Origin of the sequence: Limosilactobacillus vaginalis (genome assembly GCF_025311515.1) — a bacterium.
In the GTDB taxonomy this organism is placed as follows: domain Bacteria; phylum Bacillota; class Bacilli; order Lactobacillales; family Lactobacillaceae; genus Limosilactobacillus; species Limosilactobacillus vaginalis.
Genome location: NZ_CP104399.1, coordinates 282061 through 299290 on the forward strand (window position 1 = coordinate 282061; position 17230 = coordinate 299290).

11 protein-coding genes, 3 tRNA genes and 3 rRNA genes are annotated in these 17230 nt (G+C 44.0%); 16 read left to right on the top strand and 1 reads right to left on the bottom strand.

All coding sequences use genetic code 11. The annotated features are described in order from the left end of the window. Positions 1-13 precede the first annotated feature (13 nt). The 16 genes from N4627_RS01225 to N4627_RS01300 all read left to right on the top strand — a co-directional run bounded on the left by N4627_RS01225 (position 14) and on the right by N4627_RS01300 (position 15821). Positions 14-280 carry an RNA-binding S4 domain-containing protein gene (locus N4627_RS01225; protein ID WP_003717850.1) on the top strand — a complete coding sequence of 89 codons (267 nt, stop codon included), beginning with the start codon at positions 14-16 and terminating at the stop codon, positions 278-280. Positions 281-396: 116 nt separating this feature from the next. After that, positions 397-753, top strand: coding sequence for an FtsB family cell division protein (locus N4627_RS01230; protein ID WP_124031497.1), 357 nt, complete (start codon positions 397-399; stop codon positions 751-753). Positions 754-892: 139 nt separating this feature from the next. Beyond that, complete coding sequence (locus tag N4627_RS01235; protein ID WP_003717852.1) at positions 893-1402, top strand: S1 domain-containing RNA-binding protein; 510 nt, start codon at positions 893-895, stop codon at positions 1400-1402. Between the two features lies 1 nt (position 1403). Then, the gene (gene tilS, locus N4627_RS01240; protein WP_098044785.1) at positions 1404-2792 is read left to right on the top strand and encodes a tRNA lysidine(34) synthetase TilS; all 1389 of its coding nucleotides are present in this window, start codon (positions 1404-1406) and stop codon (positions 2790-2792) included. Continuing rightward, entirely contained in the window at positions 2789-3331 is a 543-nt protein-coding gene (gene hpt / locus N4627_RS01245; RefSeq protein WP_003717854.1) for a hypoxanthine phosphoribosyltransferase, read from the top strand. The genes tilS and hpt overlap by 4 nt, the downstream gene beginning before the upstream one ends. A 214-nt stretch (positions 3332-3545) precedes the next feature. After that, entirely contained in the window at positions 3546-5711 is a 2166-nt protein-coding gene (gene ftsH, locus N4627_RS01250) for an ATP-dependent zinc metalloprotease FtsH (protein WP_098044784.1), read from the top strand. A gap of 77 nt (positions 5712-5788) precedes the next feature. Further along, positions 5789-6691, top strand: a complete 903-nt coding sequence (hslO, locus tag N4627_RS01255) for an Hsp33 family molecular chaperone HslO (RefSeq protein WP_260964847.1) — start codon at positions 5789-5791, stop codon at positions 6689-6691. A 104-nt stretch (positions 6692-6795) separates the two neighbouring features. Further along, positions 6796-7806 (top strand): tRNA dihydrouridine synthase DusB, encoded by a 1011-nt coding sequence (gene dusB / locus N4627_RS01260; RefSeq protein WP_098044783.1) that lies wholly within the window; start codon positions 6796-6798, stop codon positions 7804-7806. 20 nt (positions 7807-7826) lie between these two features. Beyond that, on the top strand, positions 7827-9359 hold the full coding sequence (gene lysS, locus N4627_RS01265) for a lysine--tRNA ligase (protein ID WP_260964848.1): 1533 nt from the start codon (positions 7827-7829) through the stop codon (positions 9357-9359). 185 nt (positions 9360-9544) lie between these two features. Beyond that, positions 9545-9865, top strand: a complete 321-nt coding sequence (locus N4627_RS01270) for a hypothetical protein (protein WP_003717859.1) — start codon at positions 9545-9547, stop codon at positions 9863-9865. A 787-nt stretch (positions 9866-10652) separates the two neighbouring features. Next, positions 10653-12227: ribosomal RNA gene (locus tag N4627_RS01275) — 16S ribosomal RNA — on the top strand. A gap of 89 nt (positions 12228-12316) precedes the next feature. Beyond that, positions 12317-12391: transfer RNA gene (locus N4627_RS01280), tRNA-Ile, on the top strand. Between the two features lie 5 nt (positions 12392-12396). Continuing rightward, positions 12397-12469, top strand: a tRNA-Ala gene (locus tag N4627_RS01285). A gap of 158 nt (positions 12470-12627) precedes the next feature. Then, positions 12628-15549: ribosomal RNA gene (locus N4627_RS01290) — 23S ribosomal RNA — on the top strand. Between the two features lie 76 nt (positions 15550-15625). After that, a 5S ribosomal RNA gene (gene rrf / locus N4627_RS01295) occupies positions 15626-15742 on the top strand. The 16S, 23S and 5S rRNA genes sit together here with 3 tRNA genes alongside, the layout of an rRNA operon. A gap of 6 nt (positions 15743-15748) precedes the next feature. After that, positions 15749-15821 (top strand) — tRNA-Asn (locus N4627_RS01300). 170 nt (positions 15822-15991) lie between these two features. On the opposite strand, the gene N4627_RS01305 is transcribed toward N4627_RS01300, so the two are convergent. Beyond that, positions 15992-17122, bottom strand: coding sequence for an IS30 family transposase (locus N4627_RS01305; protein ID WP_260964849.1), 1131 nt, complete (start codon positions 17120-17122; stop codon positions 15992-15994). Positions 17123-17230: the final 108 nt, after the last annotated feature.

Below are 17230 nucleotides of genomic sequence, written 5' to 3' on the forward strand. Positions count from 1 at the left end.
AGAAGAGGATCAAATGCGACTAGATAAGTTTCTTAAAGTATCAAGGATTATTAAGCGCCGTTCCGTTGCCAAGGAGATTGCTGATCAAGGCAGAATTTTGATTAATAATCGACCAGCTAAGTCTTCAAGTCAGGTTGTTGCGGGTGATACGCTAACAATTAAGTTTGGTAATAAGACCGAAACGGTCAAGGTTAACCAAATTGTTGAAACAACCAAGAAGAGTGAAGCGGAAAATATGTACAAAATTATTGATGAAACCTATGCGGAGAATTTTGATTAAAGCTGATTTTAAACAGTTATTAATAAAATATTTAATAATTTTAAATGTTTATAGACAATTTCCCCAAAAAGCTGTTATACTTAATCCGTGATAAGCCAAATTAGGGGGCAGTAAAAATGAGGGGTCGATCTAACAAAATTTCACAAATTAATACGCCTTATGCGCAGCAGATGACTGTTAATCAGCAGTTAGTTCGTCGTGCGCATATTAAGCGTTGCAAACGAATTTTGTTGATCTTCTCGGTTATTTTTTTGCTTCTTGGTTTTCAGATTATTCAAAGCAAGCGGTCTTTAGCAAAGATTAATGCAAGTATTCGTACTTCAAAGACTCAGTTAGCCCGTCAAAAGGACATTGGGAAAGACCTTAAACAAGAGAAAAAGCAATTACATAATCCCGATTATCTGCAACAAATAATTCGCTCAAAGTACAACTACACGAAAAAAGGCGAGACAGTTTATAATTTAGATAATTAGCAACAAACAACAGGAACAGGGTCATGAATAACTTGTTCCTGTTTTTTTCTTAGGTTTAGCACCTTTTCTGGTTTGAAGTATGGTATACTCAACGTACATTTATCACAATATTGTGGCTTGAGGAGGATCAATTAATTTCATGTCAATTGAAGTTGGAGCAAAGGTTTCGGGTAAGGTTTCAGAAATTACTAATTTTGGAGCCTTTGTTGATTTGGATGATAACCAAACTGGTTTAGTACACATTAGTCAGATCTCAAATAATTATGTAAAGGACATTCATGATGTTTTATCAGTTGGTGATACGGTAACTGTTAAGGTTACTAAAGTTGGTGATGATGGCAAAATTGCTTTATCCATGAAGGATGCGGAAGAGCGTCATCGTGAAGAACGCCATCATAACGAGGAACGTGGCGAACACCGTCATAATAACTTCCATCACGAGCATCATGAACACCGGAATAATGATTTTGAGCGTCAAGGTCAGCATGGTTACCATCGTGGATTCAACTCAGGCCATCACCAATCGCGACACCACGAAAATTTTGATGAAATGTTAGCTGGATACTTAAAGGAAAGCGAATCCCGTCTTTCAACATTAAAGCGTCAAACTGATGGTAAGCGTGGCGGTCGTGGCGGTCGTCGGAGCTAAGATGGAATTAAACAACGAATTTAAGCGGCACCTGGAACGGGGTCGCTTTTTTGATAAAAACGATCGGGTAGTTGTGGCAGTTTCAACGGGAGTAGATTCAATGGTCTTGTTAGCATTGTTGCAGGAGCTTCCCGCAAGCTTACGTCCCCAAATAATTGTTGCCCATGTCAATCACCGGTTACGAAAGCAGAGTGAAGAAGAGGAACAATTTATTCGGGATTATTGTGAAGATCACCGGCTTAAATTAGTTGTTCATCACTGGCCATTGACAGAGCACCCACAGAACGGAATTGAAGAAGCTGCTCGGAAAATGCGTTATTGCTTTTTTGCTCAGGTAATGAAAGATGAACAAGCAACGATTTTACTGACAGCTCATCACCAAAATGACCTTGCAGAAACAATGCTAATGAAACTTACTCGTGGTGGCCAATTGCACCAGTTAATCGGGATTAAAGAGAAGCGGCCTTTTGCATCAGGGACGCTTGAACGACCTCTTTTAAACTTTCCTAAACAACGATTGCGTGAATATGCGGTTAATAATCATTTGAAGTGGTACGAGGATTTAACTAACCGTGAACTGACTGTTAGTCGCAATCGCTTTCGTCATCAAGTTATTCCATTATTAGAAAAAGAAAATTCCAACTTCTTAGCCGCCTTAAGCAACTACCATGAACAGTTAGAATTAGCGGTTGAACTTGAAAATCAGTTTGCTCAGGAACAGTTAGCAAAGCTTAGTAATAAGGAAGGACATCTGGATATAAAAGCACTATGTCAGTTGCCTCTCGCTAAGGAAAGACTGGTTTTAGTAAAGTGGTTGGAGAAAAACGGGGTGTTAGGACTGAAACGGGGATTCGTTGAACAGGTACTTTCAGATATTAATAATCGTCATTTACCCCAAATTAAGCGTCGAGTTACCCCTGATTTGTTCCTATTTAAGAACTATTCTGAGCTATTTGTAAAAAATGTTAATCAATCGCTACAAAAAGTTCAACCTTCCATAAATTCTGTGGTAAAATTGGGCCGTTGGTATTCAATTGAAAACGATTATCAAATCGCCGTTGCTAAAGAGAAGACGTTCTTTAATCAAGGGGAACACTGTCAAGAAATGTGGTTAGCGCCTGAACAGTTACCATTAAAAGTTCGGCGGTGGCGAGAACAAGATCGGCTGCCATTAAAGAATGGCGGTCACCAAAAAGTTAGTCGGGTTTTAATTGACCAGAAAGTACCGTTATCAAAACGTAATCAACAGCTAGTAATTGTTGACGCTCAAGATACTGTTGTCTGGGTTGTTGGTCGCAAGTGGGGATGGTTCACTCGTCCCGGTGACTACACTACTCGGTGGCAACAACTATTTATTGGCAAGCGCGATTTAAAGAGGAGAAAAGAATGAATAACGATATTGAACGAGTCTTATACAGTAAAGATGACATTAATCGGCGGATGGATGAACTCGCTAATCAATTGACTGCTGAATATAAGGATCAGCGGCCATTAATTGTTTCTGTAATGACTGGTGCCGTTTTATTTACCGTTGACATGATCAAACGAATGGACATAATGGCTAAACTTGATTTTATTGATGTTTCTAGTTACTACGGCGGAACTTCATCTACTGGGAAGGTTAAGCTAGTTCAGGATCTGAAGTCAGATGTTCGTGGCCGTTCAATTCTTATTATGGAAGATATTGTTGATACTGGTCATACATTAAAGTACCTAATTGATCTCCTAAAAGAACGTGGCGCAAAGAGCGTTAAGGTATGTACTCTATTAGATAAGCCTGAGGGACGCCAAGTTGAGGTTAAGGCTGATTATGTTGGCTTTAATGTCCCAAATGAATTTTTAGTTGGTTATGGTCTGGACTATCAGGGGTACTACAGAAACCTTCCTTATGTTGGAATTCTAAAGCCAGCAGTTTATGAAAAGGATTAATGAGTGAACGACGAGGGAGAAATTCTCTCGCCGTTTTTATTTGAGATTAGCTACTGTCAAATCAGTGGAAAAGTTAAGTTAAAAAATGTAAAATTGACCATTGTTGGGTAGTGATTATCAGCGCGATAATTGGCTGGTCAATATTTGTCAATTATGCTATGATAGTCACTACAATTGTAACCACACTATTGTTGCTGGTAGATAGGAGGTTGTTATGAATAACAATCGGAGAAACAATAATTTTACTCATAACGTTCTCTTCTACGCAGTGATTTTCTTATGTATTATGGGAATTGCTTACTTCTTCTTTGGTGGAAGCCAAAACAATGGACAAAGTAAGACTGTCTCACAAACAGAGTTTATCTCTGAATTGAAGAGTAACAAGGTTAAGAGTTTCCAACTACAGCCAAATGGTGGAGTTTATAAGATTACTGGTACTTACCGTAAGCCACAATCTGTTGATAATAACTCTGCTAATAGTTTTGGCTTTGCCACGCAACGAAACAGTAAAGTTAACCACTTCCAAAGTTCGGTATTACAAAGTGACGTAACTGTTAGTCAACTGCAAAAGTACGCTAACCGGGATAACGTTAAGATCAGTACACGGGCAGAGGAATCTAACAGTGTTTGGATGAACTTGCTGTTAACTGTCTTGCCACTAATCATCATGATATTCTTCTTCTACATGATGATGGGTCAAGCTGGCCAAGGTGGCGGCGGTCGTGGAGTAATGAGCTTTGGAAAGACAAAAGCAAAGCCTGCTGATGCCAAGAAAAACAAGGTTCGGTTCTCTGACGTTGCTGGTGAAGAAGAAGAAAAACAAGAATTGGTTGAAGTTGTTGAATTCTTAAAGAATCCAAAGAAGTTTACTCGTTTGGGTGCTAAGATCCCATCTGGTGTTCTACTTGAGGGTCCTCCAGGTACTGGTAAGACCTTACTTGCTAAGGCGGTTGCTGGTGAATCTGGTGTTCCGTTCTTCTCAATTTCTGGTTCTGATTTCGTTGAAATGTTTGTCGGTGTTGGTGCTAGCCGGGTTCGTGACTTATTCGAACAGGCCAAAAAAGCAGCGCCAGCAATCATTTTCATTGATGAAATTGATGCCGTTGGTCGGCGTCGTGGTGCCGGAATGGGTGGTGGCCATGATGAACGTGAACAAACCTTGAACCAATTACTGGTTGAAATGGATGGATTCCAGGGTGACGAAGGTGTCATCGTTATGGCTGCCACTAACCGTTCTGATGTCTTGGATCCTGCTTTGCTTCGTCCAGGTCGGTTTGACCGGAAGATCCTGGTTGGTCGTCCAGACGTTAAGGGACGTGAAGCCATTCTTCGTGTTCATGCTAAGAATAAGCCATTGGCGGATGACGTTGATCTGAAGGAGATTGCTAAGCAAACACCTGGATTTGTCGGTGCTGACTTGGCTAACTTGCTGAACGAAGCTGCGTTATTAGCTGCTCGGCGGAACAAGACAAAGATCGATGCTGCTGATCTTGATGAAGCTGAAGATCGGGTAATTGCTGGTCCAGCTAAGCACGATCGAGTTGAATCAAAGCAAGAACGACGGACTGTTGCCTACCACGAAGCAGGACACACAATTGTTGGACTTGTCTTGAATGACGCCCGAGTTGTTCATAAGGTAACGATTGTGCCTCGTGGTCGTGCTGGTGGTTACGCTATTATGCTGCCACGTGAAGATCAAATGTTAATGTCCAAGAAGAACGCTGAAGAACAGATTGCCGGATTAATGGGTGGTCGTGCGGCTGAAGAATTAATCTTCAAGTCCCAATCTTCAGGTGCCTCTAATGACTTTGAGCAAGCAACGCAAATCGCACGGGCAATGGTTACCCAATACGGGATGAGTGATAAGATTGGTCCTGTTGAATTGCAAAGTTCTGGTCAAGTATTTACAGGTCAGGGCTACGATCAGGCACCATACTCTGAAAAGACCGCTGCTTTAGTTGACGAGGAAGTTCGCCGGATCCTTCGTGAAGGACATGAACAAGCTCTTCACATTATTGAGACCCACCGTGAACAACATAAGCTGATTGCTGAAGCATTGCTGAAGTACGAAACACTTGACGAAAAGCAAATCCTTAGTCTCTATAAGACTGGAAAATTGCCTGATAAGGATATTGCTGCGGCTGATGAAGAAGCCCGTGCACAAACCTTTGAAGAGTCAAAGCGTGCTTTGGAAAGATTAGAAGATGAAAAGCACAGTAATGCAACTGAACAACTAAAAGCAAGTAGTTCAGCTACAGATGAAGAAGCTACACAAGCTGCTGATACTCCAAATAGTGAAGCAGCTGATGCACCAACATCTGCTAGTGATGCTGACTCAGATTCCGATCTTTCCGATGCTCCGGATGAGCGAGATAAATAATTAGATTGAGAAACAGGGGGAATAAGCCGGAAGGTCGGTCGTGTTCTTCCTGTTTTTTACGTGAAAGGATGATAAAAATGAAATCAACAGACTATTTAGTAAAAAGTATCAGCAAGGATGGCAAGTTTCGTGCCTATGCGGTTAATGCCAGCCAATTAGTTGAAAAGGCACATGAAATTCATGATACCTGGAGTGCTTCTTCAGCTGCTTTAGGTCGAACACTAATTGGAACTCTCCTTTTGGCAACTGCTAGTCTCCAAGGGGAAGCAGGAATGACCGTTAAAATTCAGGGTGATGGTCCAGTTGGCTTTATTGTTGCTGATGGGACGGCACAAGGAACAGTTAAGGGCTACATGGGGAATAACCACGTTAGCTTGCCAGCCAATGAAAAAGGAAAGATCGATGTTTCTGGAGCAGTTGGTAAACACGGGACATTATCCGTTACCAAAATGGCGCCTGGAGATAAGACCCCATATACCGGACAAGTTAATTTAGTTTCTGGAGAATTAGGGGATGACTTTACATACTACCTTGCTCAATCAGAACAAATTCCGTCAGCGGTTGGTCTTTCCGTCTTTGTTAATCCTGATGAGTCAATTGAAGTTGCTGGTGGCTTTATGATCCAAGTCCTTCCTGGAGCAAGTGATGAAGAGATTAGCAAGCTAGAAAAGAAATTGAAGGACTTACCACTAGTGTCAGAAATGCTTCGTGACGGCGATACTCCTGAAGATATCTTGAAACGAATCTTTGGTGATCAACTGAAAATCTTAGACCGGATGCCAGTTTCATATCGCTGTGATTGCAGTAAGGAATGCTTTGCTCATGCCTTGGCAAGCATCGCTAAAAAAGACTTGGAAAAGATGATTAATGAAGATCACCATGCCGAGGCAGTTTGCCAATTCTGTGGTAAGAAGTACGAATTTAGCGAACAAGAGCTGAAGGATATTTATGACAAAATGGATCAAGAAGAATCCAAATAATCCAATTTATTTGGTGAAAAATCAATGATGTGCTATCATAATTTGGTTATTGAACGAAGAATTAGCCAGTGCAGTTCATATTAATTTTGTAATGAGGTGAAAAAATGAAGTGGCATATTGGAAATGTCGAAATTCCTAACCAAGTTGTAGTTGCCCCAATGGCTGGAGTTACCAACTCAGCATTTCGGGTAATCTGTAAGGAATTTGGTGCGGGATATGTGGTCTGTGAGATGATCTCTGATCGGGGGATTATGTACCACAATAAAAAGACATTGAACATGATGGATGTCGATCCAAGCGAGCACCCGATGGGGATTCAGATCTTTGGCGGAACTAAGGAAACTTTAGTTCAGGCAGCAAAGTACGTTGATGAACATACGGCAGCCGATGTGATTGATATTAATATGGGATGCCCAGTTAATAAAGTTGTTAAAACGGATGCCGGTGCCCGCTGGCTTCTTGATCCAAATAAGGTTTACGAAATGGTATCGTATGTTACCGATGCAGTGAAAAAACCAGTTACGGTTAAGATGCGGACTGGCTGGGATGATAAACATATCTATGCGGTTGAGAATGCTCTGGCAGCTGAACGGGCAGGTGCTGCAGCTTTGGCGATGCATGGTCGGACCCGAAAACAGATGTATACGGGACACGCTGATTGGAATATACTAAAAGAAGTAGCAGATCATTTATCAATTCCATTTATGGCTAATGGTGATGTCCGAACTCCAGAGGATGCTAAGCGAATCTTAGATGAAACCGGCGCTACTGCAGTAATGATTGGTCGGGCTGCCCTTGGTAATCCTTGGATGCTAAAGCGGACAGAACACTATTTGGAAACTAGCGAGCTTCTTCCGGAGGCAACCCCTGAACAAAAAATTAAGATGGCTAAGGAACACCTTAACCGGTTAATCGATCTCAAGGGTGAGTATGTTGGTGTTCGGGAATTTCGAGGCCTTTCTACGTACTATCTTAAGGGGATTCCCCGTTCTGCTCGGACCAAGGCTTCATTGGTTGAAGCAGAGACTCGCCAGGAAATGAATGATATTTTTGATCGATTTGCTGAACAAACAGCTGAGCGTGAATTGAAGAAAGAGCAACGGAAGCACGCTTAATCAAGAGGAGGAGAAAATAAGTGTCACAAGAATTAGATCAAATGCGCGTTCGTCGCGAAAAGATGGAAGAACTTAAAGAGGCGGGAATTGAACCATTCGGTCGTCGCTTTAAGCGGGATCACCTTGCTCAAGACCTGCACGATAAGTACGATCAATTTGATAAGGAAGAACTAAGTGAAAAGGGCCAAATGGTTATTATCGCTGGTCGGATGACTCGGAAGCGGAGTAGTGGTAAAGCTGGCTTTGCTGATTTTGTTGATCGGACAGGTAAGATTCAAGTGTATGCGCGGAAAGACATGGTTGGGGATGAACCATACCATATCTTTAAACGTGCTGATATTGGTGACTTCCTTGGGATTGAAGGGGATGTCATTAAGACCGATACGGGAGAATTAACCGTTCGGGCTCACAAGATTACGTTCTTATCCAAGGCTCTTCGTCCACTTCCAAATAAGTGGGAAGGAGTTACTGATCCTGAAACAATTTATCGTCAACGTTACCTTGACCTTATTTCTAATCCTGAAAGCTTCAAGCGTTTCCACCAACGGACAGCGATCATTAAGGCAGTGCGTCGCTACATGGATGAACACGGCTTTACTGAAGTTGAGACGCCAATTTTGAATACCCAAGCTGGGGGCGCCAATGCCCGTCCATTTATTACCCACCACAATGCTTTGGATATTGATATGTACCTGCGGATCGCAACTGAGCTTTACCTGAAGCGGTTGATTGTTGGTGGCTTTGAACGGGTTTATGAACTTGGTCGGATTTTCCGGAATGAAGGGATGGATCCACACCATAACCCTGAATTCACTACAATGGAAACCTATGCTGCCTACTTTGATTTCCGTGATGTAATGGATGAAACTGAAGGGATTGTAAAGGCAGCAGCTAAGGTTGTTTCTGATGATGGTAAGGTTACTTACCAAGGACATGAGATCGATCTTGGTGGTGACTTTAAGCGAATCACAATGGTTGACGCAGTTAAGGAAAAGACTGGGATTGACTTTAGTGATGAATCAATGACTGATGATGATGCCAAGAAGCTGGCTGATGAGCATAAAGTTGAATATAAGCCATACTGGACAAAGGGTCATATTTTAAATGCCTTCTTTGAAGAATTTGTTGAAGATACCCTGATCCAACCAACGTTTGTTTATGAATACCCAGTTGAAGTTTCACCACTAGCTAAGCGGAACAAGGAAAATCCAGCAATGACTGATCGGTTTGAATTGTACGTTGATGGTAGTGAATTAGCGAATGCCTTTAGTGAATTAAACGATCCAATTGATCAAAAGGAACGTTTCGAGATGCAAGCTAAGGAAAAGGCTAACGGTAATGATGAAGCAGAACCAGTGGACTTAGATTACGTTGAAGCCCTTGAATACGGGATGCCGCCAACAGGTGGTCTCGGAATCGGTATTGACCGGTTAGTAATGCTGTTAACAGACGCTAAGTCTATTCGTGATGTTATCCTCTTCCCAACAATGCGTCCAGAAAAGGAAGAACAGAACGGTAAGAAGAAAAAGAACAAGAAGAACAAGAAGAAGTAACGTATAAGGAGCCACATCCTCTTGAAGATTAAGAAGGGTGTGGCTCCTTTTGGCTATTTCACTAGATCATATATTTTTTGCGCTACCTGCCTGGTTAATACTGGTGCGCTTTGTAAGTAAGAGACAGCAAGAGTTAGAATAGTCGTGGCATCATTTTACTCATTTACTTAGTGGAAGAATCACCAATGGCCGATAATATCAAGCAAGCTGTCATAGAAACCGATGCATATGATGAAGTCCTGTTCAGTGCTGAACCGAAATACTATCGCTCTCTTCCGGGAGAATTACCTAATCGACTGGTTCAATTAACTGACGAAGGCAAAAGCAAAAAAGAAGTATGGCGCGCTGCCAATGCTTATCGCCGAATGCACGATGGAATGATCGACGGTGATCTTAATAAGGGGTATGCTTCGTTTGGTCTTGGCATTTCTTTCATTCATCAGATTGATCCAATTGATAAAGTGGTTGACCGAATTTATTCGGGGGTACCGGAAGAACAACGATAATAGAATCTCATAGTAACTTCGCAATGTCTTGAAAAAGAATGCGGAGTCTTTTTATATTAGATTTCTGTAGAGTAATCAGTTTTAGAAATATAAACGGTAAGTAGAAAGTCAGCTAATTGGATTACTAATGGTGATTAAAGCTCTAAGGGATGGTTGCCTTGTGATGAGTTTTAGAATTACTAGGAACGGACAAAAAAGTGAAAATTGCGATCAGTCAGTGATAAATTTTTGCGGTGAATATGGTGAAAACAATTTTAATTACATGCGTAAGTGTAAATGTTGCTGATAACAGGTCGAACTTTAAACCAATTTATCGTTATTCTTAATGTCCAAACAGCAAATATCATGAACAATAATGAGATAAGAAAACGTAAAATTCGTTTATAGAAAATTCATTTATTTTTTTTAGAATAGGCGTTGACTTATTAATGATGAGCTTGTATAGTAATTAACGTTGTCTGTGAGGCAATGATTTCTTTCAATTGTTGATTGAAATTAGTTGTTGACTTGGAAAAGACAGCATGATATATTATTAAAGCTGCTTGTTAAAAAAGTTGTTAATAGCTAGTTGAAATATTAAAATTAGGTCTTGACAGTTTACACAGCGTTTGATATAATAAATTTGTTAGTCAGCGCTTATCGCTGACTAAGGTAGACCTTTGAAAACTGAACAAAGTTTCGACGAATCAAATGTGTAGGGTCTTCAATCATTACGATTTGAAGCAAAACATTTGCGAAGTCAATTCGCTTAATTAATTTGAATTAGAGCTATTCAAGTTCTTATATTTTATATGAGAGTTTGATCCTGGCTCAGGATGAACGCCGGCGGTGTGCCTAATACATGCAAGTCGAGCGCACTGGCCCAACTGATATGACGTGCTTGCACTGAATTGACGTTGGATTACCAGTGAGCGGCGGACGGGTGAGTAACACGTGGGCAACCTGCCCTGAAGCGGGGGATAACATCTGGAAACAGGTGCTAATACCGCATAACAACGAAAACCACATGGTTTTCGTTTCAAAGATGGTTTCGGCTATCACTTCAGGATGGGCCCGCGGTGCATTAGCTAGTTGGTAAGGTAACGGCTTACCAAGGCAATGATGCATAGCCGAGTTGAGAGACTGATCGGCCACAATGGAACTGAGACACGGTCCATACTCCTACGGGAGGCAGCAGTAGGGAATCTTCCACAATGGGCGCAAGCCTGATGGAGCAACACCGCGTGAGTGAAGAAGGGTTTCGGCTCGTAAAGCTCTGTTGTTGGAGAAGAACGTGCGTGAGAGTAACTGTTCACGCAGTGACGGTATCCAACCAGAAAGTCACGGCTAACTACGTGCCAGCAGCCGCGGTAATACGTAGGTGGCAAGCGTTATCCGGATTTATTGGGCGTAAAGCGAGCGCAGGCGGTTGCTTAGGTCTGATGTGAAAGCCTTCGGCTTAACCGAAGAAGGGCATCGGAAACCGGGCGACTTGAGTGCAGAAGAGGACAGTGGAACTCCATGTGTAGCGGTGGAATGCGTAGATATATGGAAGAACACCAGTGGCGAAGGCGGCTGTCTGGTCTGCAACTGACGCTGAGGCTCGAAAGCATGGGTAGCGAACAGGATTAGATACCCTGGTAGTCCATGCCGTAAACGATGAGTGCTAGGTGTTGGAGGGTTTCCGCCCTTCAGTGCCGGAGCTAACGCATTAAGCACTCCGCCTGGGGAGTACGACCGCAAGGTTGAAACTCAAAGGAATTGACGGGGGCCCGCACAAGCGGTGGAGCATGTGGTTTAATTCGAAGCTACGCGAAGAACCTTACCAGGTCTTGACATCTTGCGCTAACCTAAGAGATTAGGCGTTCCCTTCGGGGACGCAATGACAGGTGGTGCATGGTCGTCGTCAGCTCGTGTCGTGAGATGTTGGGTTAAGTCCCGCAACGAGCGCAACCCTTGTTACTAGTTGCCAGCATTCAGTTGGGCACTCTAGTGAGACTGCCGGTGACAAACCGGAGGAAGGTGGGGACGACGTCAGATCATCATGCCCCTTATGACCTGGGCTACACACGTGCTACAATGGACGGTACAACGAGTTGCGAACTCGCGAGAGTAAGCTAATCTCTTAAAGCCGTTCTCAGTTCGGACTGTAGGCTGCAACTCGCCTACACGAAGTCGGAATCGCTAGTAATCGCGGATCAGCATGCCGCGGTGAATACGTTCCCGGGCCTTGTACACACCGCCCGTCACACCATGGAAGTTTGCAATGCCCAAAGTCGGTGGCCTAACCATTTGGAGGGAACCGCCTAAGGCAGGGCAGATGACTGGGGTGAAGTCGTAACAAGGTAGCCGTAGGAGAACCTGCGGCTGGATCACCTCCTTTCTAAGGAATAAAACGGAAACCTACACATCGAAGAAACTTTGTTTAGTTTTGAGAGGTTTACTCTCAAAACAAGATTATGACGCTTATTTGGGCCTATAGCTCAGCTGGTTTAGAGCGCACGCCTGATAAGCGTGAGGTCGATGGTTCAAGTCCATTTAGGCCCATATATGGGGAATTAGCTCAGCTGGGAGAGCACCTGCTTTGCAAGCAGGAGGTCATCGGTTCGATTCCGTTATTCTCCATTGCTAACCGCGAGGTTAGCGAGCTTGTACTTTGAAAACTAAATAATATCAATTTTCTTTATTAATTAATAAAACAAACCGAGAACACCGCGTTATTTTGAGTTTTTTAGAAATAATCGCTAACTCAATTAATCGGATAATCACGAAGTGATTATCAAGGTTAAGTTATGAAGGGCGCATGGTGAATGCCTTGGTACTAGGAGCCGATGAAGGACGGGACTAACACCGATATGCTTCGGGGAGCGGTAAGTACGCTTTGATCCGGAGATTTCCGAATGGGGAAACCCAACCAACTTAGTCGTTGGTTGCTTGACTAGTGAATCTATAGCTAGCAAGCGGTAGACGCAGTGAACTGAAACATCTCAGTAGCTGCAGGAAGAGAAAGAAAAATCGATTCCCTCAGTAGCGGCGAGCGAACGGGGAAGAGCCCAAACCAACGAGCTTGCTCGTTGGGGTTGTAGGACTGAACATTTGAGTTACCAAGGAGCGACGTAGTCGAAACAGTTGGGAAGCTGTGCCAGAGATGGTGAAAGCCCAGTAGACGAAACGGCACTCTCTCAGTTCAGGATCCTGAGTACGGCGGGACACGTGAAACCCCGTCGGAAGCAGCGAGGACCATCTCGCAAGGCTAAATACTCCCTAGTGACCGATAGTGAACCAGTACCGTGAGGGAAAGGTGAAAAGCACCCCGGAAGGGGAGTGAAATAGTTCCTGAAACCATGTGCCTACAAGCTGTCGGAGCCCATTAATGGGTGACGGCGTGCCTCTTGCAGAATGAACCGGCGAGTTACGATTGCATGCAAGGTTAAGGTGGAAAAACCGGAGCCGCAGCGAAAGCGAGTCTGAAATGGGCGTATGAAGTATGTAGTTGTAGACCCGAAACCAGGTGACCTACCCATGTCCAGGTTGAAGGTGCGGTAAAGCGCACTGGAGGACCGAACCCGTGTCAGTTGAAAATGGCTGGGATGAGGTGTGGGTAGCGGTGAAATTCCAAACGAACTTGGAGATAGCTGGTTCTCTCCGAAATCTCTTTAGGGGGAGCCTTGGGAATTAGAATCGTGGAGGTAGAGCTACTGTTTGAACAAGGGGCCCGTCATGGGTTACCAACTTCAGATAAACTCCGAATGCCATTGATTTATGCCCAGGAGTCACACGATGAGTGATAAGATCCACCGTGTAAAGGGGAACAGCCCAGATCACCAGTTAAGGTCCCTAAATATATGCTAAGTGGAAAAGGATGTGGAGTTGCATAGACAACTAGGATGTTGGCTCAGAAGCAGCCACCATTTAAAGAGTGCGTAATAGCTCACTAGTCGAGTGATTCTGCGCCGAAAATGTACCGGGGCTAAGCATATTACCGAAACTGTGGATGTGCACTACGTGCACGTGATAGGAGAGCGTTCTAAGGGCGGTGAAGCTAGACCGTGAGGACTGGTGGAGCGCTTAGAAGTGAGAATGCCGGTATGAGTAGCGAAAGACAGGTGAGAATCCTGTCCACCGAATGACTAAGGTTTCCTGGGGAAGGCTCGTCCTCCCAGGGTAAGTCGGGACCTAAGCCGAGGCCGAGAGGCGTAGGCGATGGATAACAGGTTGAGATTCCTGTACCAGTTAACTGCGTTTGACGATGGAGGGACGCAGGAGGCTAAGCAAACCTCACGATTGGAAGAGTGGGGCCAAGCAGTAAGTCAGGATGTGAGTCAAATGCTTACATCCGGGTTGACAAGCTGTGATGGGGAGCGAAATTACAGTAGCGAAGTTGCCGATGTCACACTGCCGAGAAAAGCTTCTAAGGAGCACGTTAACTGCCCGTACCGCAAACCGACACAGGTAGTCGAGGAGAGAATCCTAAGGTGAGCGAGTGAACTCTCGTTAAGGAACTCGGCAAAATGACCCCGTAACTTCGGGAGAAGGGGTGCTGGTCGCAAGACCAGCCGCAGTGAATAGGCCCAGGCGACTGTTTATCAAAAACACAGGTTTCTGCAAAATCGTAAGATGAAGTATAGGGGCTGACGCCTGCCCGGTGCTGGAAGGTTAAAAGGAAGGGTTAGCTTCGGCGAAGCTCTGAATTGAAGCCCCAGTAAACGGCGGCCGTAACTATAACGGTCCTAAGGTAGCGAAATTCCTTGTCGGGTAAGTTCCGACCCGCACGAAAGGCGTAACGATCTGGGCGCTGTCTCAACGAGAGACTCGGTGAAATTGAAATCCCTGTGAAGATGCAGGGTACCCGCGACAGGACGGAAAGACCCCATGGAGCTTTACTGTAGCTTGATATTGAGTGTTTGTACTGCTTGTACAGGATAGGTAGGAGCCATAGAAGTCGGAACGCTAGTTTCGACGGAGGCGTTGGTGGGATACTACCCTTGCATTATGACCACTCTAACCCGCAGCACTGAACGTGCTGGGAGACAGTGTCAGGTGGGCAGTTTGACTGGGGCGGTCGCCTCCTAAAAGGTAACGGAGGCGCCCAAAGGTTCGCTCAGAATGGTTGGAAATCATTCGCAGAGTGTAAAGGCACAAGCGAGCTTGACTGCGAGACAGACAGGTCGAGCAGGGACGAAAGTCGGGCTTAGTGATCCGGTGGTTCCGTATGGAAGGGCCATCGCTCAACGGATAAAAGCTACCCTGGGGATAACAGGCTTATCTCCCCCAAGAGTCCACATCGACGGGGAGGTTTGGCACCTCGATGTCGGCTCATCGCATCCTGGGGCTGTAGTCGGTCCCAAGGGTTGGGCTGTTCGCCCATTAAAGCGGTACGCGAGCTGGGTTCAGAACGTCGTGAGACAGTTCGGTCCCTATCCGTCGCGGGCGGAGGAAATTTGAGAGGACCTGTCCTTAGTACGAGAGGACCGGGATGGACATACCGCTGGTGTACCAGTTGTTCCGCCAGGAGCACCGCTGGGTAGCTATGTATGGACGAGATAAACGCTGAAAGCATCTAAGTGTGAAACTCGCCTCGAGATGAGATTTCCCATTCCTTCGGGAAGTAAGACCCCACAAAGATGATGTGGTAGATAGGATGGAAGTGGAAGTGCCGTGAGGCATGAAGCGGACCATTACTAATCGGTCGAGGACTTAACCAAGTTAAGCGGTAAGGTTTGGAAGAAGAGCGATATTGTTTAGTTTTGAGAGCGCAAGCTCGAACCCGCAAAGGGTAAGTGTGGTGATGATGGCTTGAAGGATACACCTGTTCCCATGCCGAACACAGAAGTTAAGCTTCAACACGCCAAAAGTAGTTGGGGGATCGCTCCCTGCGAGGATAGGACGTTGCCACGCGGTTATTCCGGCATAGCTCAGTTGGTAGAGCACCTGACTGTTAATCAGGTTGTCGTCAGTTCGAGTCTGACTGCCGGAGTTAGTAAAAAGCACTGATGAAAATCAGTGTTTTTTTTGTATCTAAAGGAGAAATTTGATGACCAAGGCATTATTAGTAATTGATTTACAAAACGGTGTTTGCCATAATTCTAAAGATATTTTTAATTTAAAATCTCTTCCTAAATTTCAAGAATAAGTTAGCCACTGGACTCAAATAAATAATACTGACCAATTGATTATTGGTTGATGGAGCTGTGATATCTCTTGGTAGAAGGCCTTACGATAGATATCCATTGACGAATGTCCATTAAACATAGCTCGTGGATAGTGATTCATCCAATCATTAGTCGCTATGATCTGAGCACTACTATAGTTATTTATAGCTTCACCTTTGGTAATCTCCTTGCGGAGAAACCGGTTATTGATCTCATTGGATCCACGTTCCCAAGGGGAATACGGATCAGCATAGAAAACATGATCGTGAACTTGTGTTAACTCACTAAATTCTGAACCGTTGTCAGAGGTGATTGTCTTAAAGATGCGATAGTAAGCATCTGTGCCCATTTTCTGGCGCAAATTTATAAAGAACTGATTTACTGCATGCGCAGTTTTACCAGCAATTTTACTCGTGATATTAACTCGTGAAAGGCGATCAGTCATTACTAGTACAACACTGTCATTACCGTTTTTCTGTCCCTGAACTGTATCCAGTTCCCAATGGCCAATTTCGGACCGTTGGTCCGCAGTTTGAGGTCGTTGAGCAATATTAGGCCCTAAGCACCTTTTAGCTCGCGGATGAGTTCGATGATGCTTACGTTTAGGTTTTTCAAAGAGGTCTAAATTGGACGTACGAAGCACACCCTCATTAATCCATTGATATAAAGTTACAACCGACTTTGGGATCAGGGTGCCATCATTCATTAAATCTCGAGCCTTATAAATAACCGCTTGTGGGGAGTAATGGTGGTCGTCAAACTCACCAAGCATTAGCTGATCAGCTAATCGTAAAAATTGCTTTGAAGAATAATATAAGCGACGACGACCAGAATGGCGGTGATGTTCAAGATATATGTCCTGACCAGCTTCATAACTATAGATGTAGTAAGAATATTCGTAAATCTTACCATTAGATTTTTGACGACGGAGTTGGCGGACCGTACCACGGTTGAGCTCGTTATTAATTGTTTGATGATTAACTCCTAATTGGCGACCAATTGCGCGATTGGAAAGTCCTTGCGACTTTAAAGTCGCAATCATCACACGTTCTTCTTTAGTAAGATGAGCATTCTTTTTATGAGTAGTCAATAAACTAGTAGACATGGTATCATTTAAGTGCGTCATTTGACGGACATCCTTTCATATAGGTTTGGTTCACTTAATATGATACCTGATGTCACGCCGAATGGCGTTTTTTATTTACCACCAACTGGGTGGCTAACTTCATTCTAT

Excerpts from the sequence above, each read along its gene's own strand:
- N4627_RS01225 (WP_003717850.1), top strand. The coding sequence starts at position 14 with ATGCGACTAGATAAGTTTCTTAAAGTATCAAGGATTATTAAGCGCCGT.
- N4627_RS01230 (WP_124031497.1), top strand. The coding sequence starts at position 397 with ATGAGGGGTCGATCTAACAAAATTTCACAAATTAATACGCCTTATGCG.
- N4627_RS01235 (WP_003717852.1), top strand. The coding sequence starts at position 893 with ATGTCAATTGAAGTTGGAGCAAAGGTTTCGGGTAAGGTTTCAGAAATT.
- tilS (WP_098044785.1), top strand. The coding sequence starts at position 1,404 with ATGGAATTAAACAACGAATTTAAGCGGCACCTGGAACGGGGTCGCTTT.
- hpt (WP_003717854.1), top strand. The coding sequence starts at position 2,789 with ATGAATAACGATATTGAACGAGTCTTATACAGTAAAGATGACATTAAT.
- ftsH (WP_098044784.1), top strand. The coding sequence starts at position 3,546 with ATGAATAACAATCGGAGAAACAATAATTTTACTCATAACGTTCTCTTC.
- hslO (WP_260964847.1), top strand. The coding sequence starts at position 5,789 with ATGAAATCAACAGACTATTTAGTAAAAAGTATCAGCAAGGATGGCAAG.
- dusB (WP_098044783.1), top strand. The coding sequence starts at position 6,796 with ATGAAGTGGCATATTGGAAATGTCGAAATTCCTAACCAAGTTGTAGTT.
- N4627_RS01270 (WP_003717859.1), top strand. The coding sequence starts at position 9,545 with ATGGCCGATAATATCAAGCAAGCTGTCATAGAAACCGATGCATATGAT.
- N4627_RS01305 (WP_260964849.1), bottom strand. The coding sequence starts at position 17,122 with ATGACGCACTTAAATGATACCATGTCTACTAGTTTATTGACTACTCAT.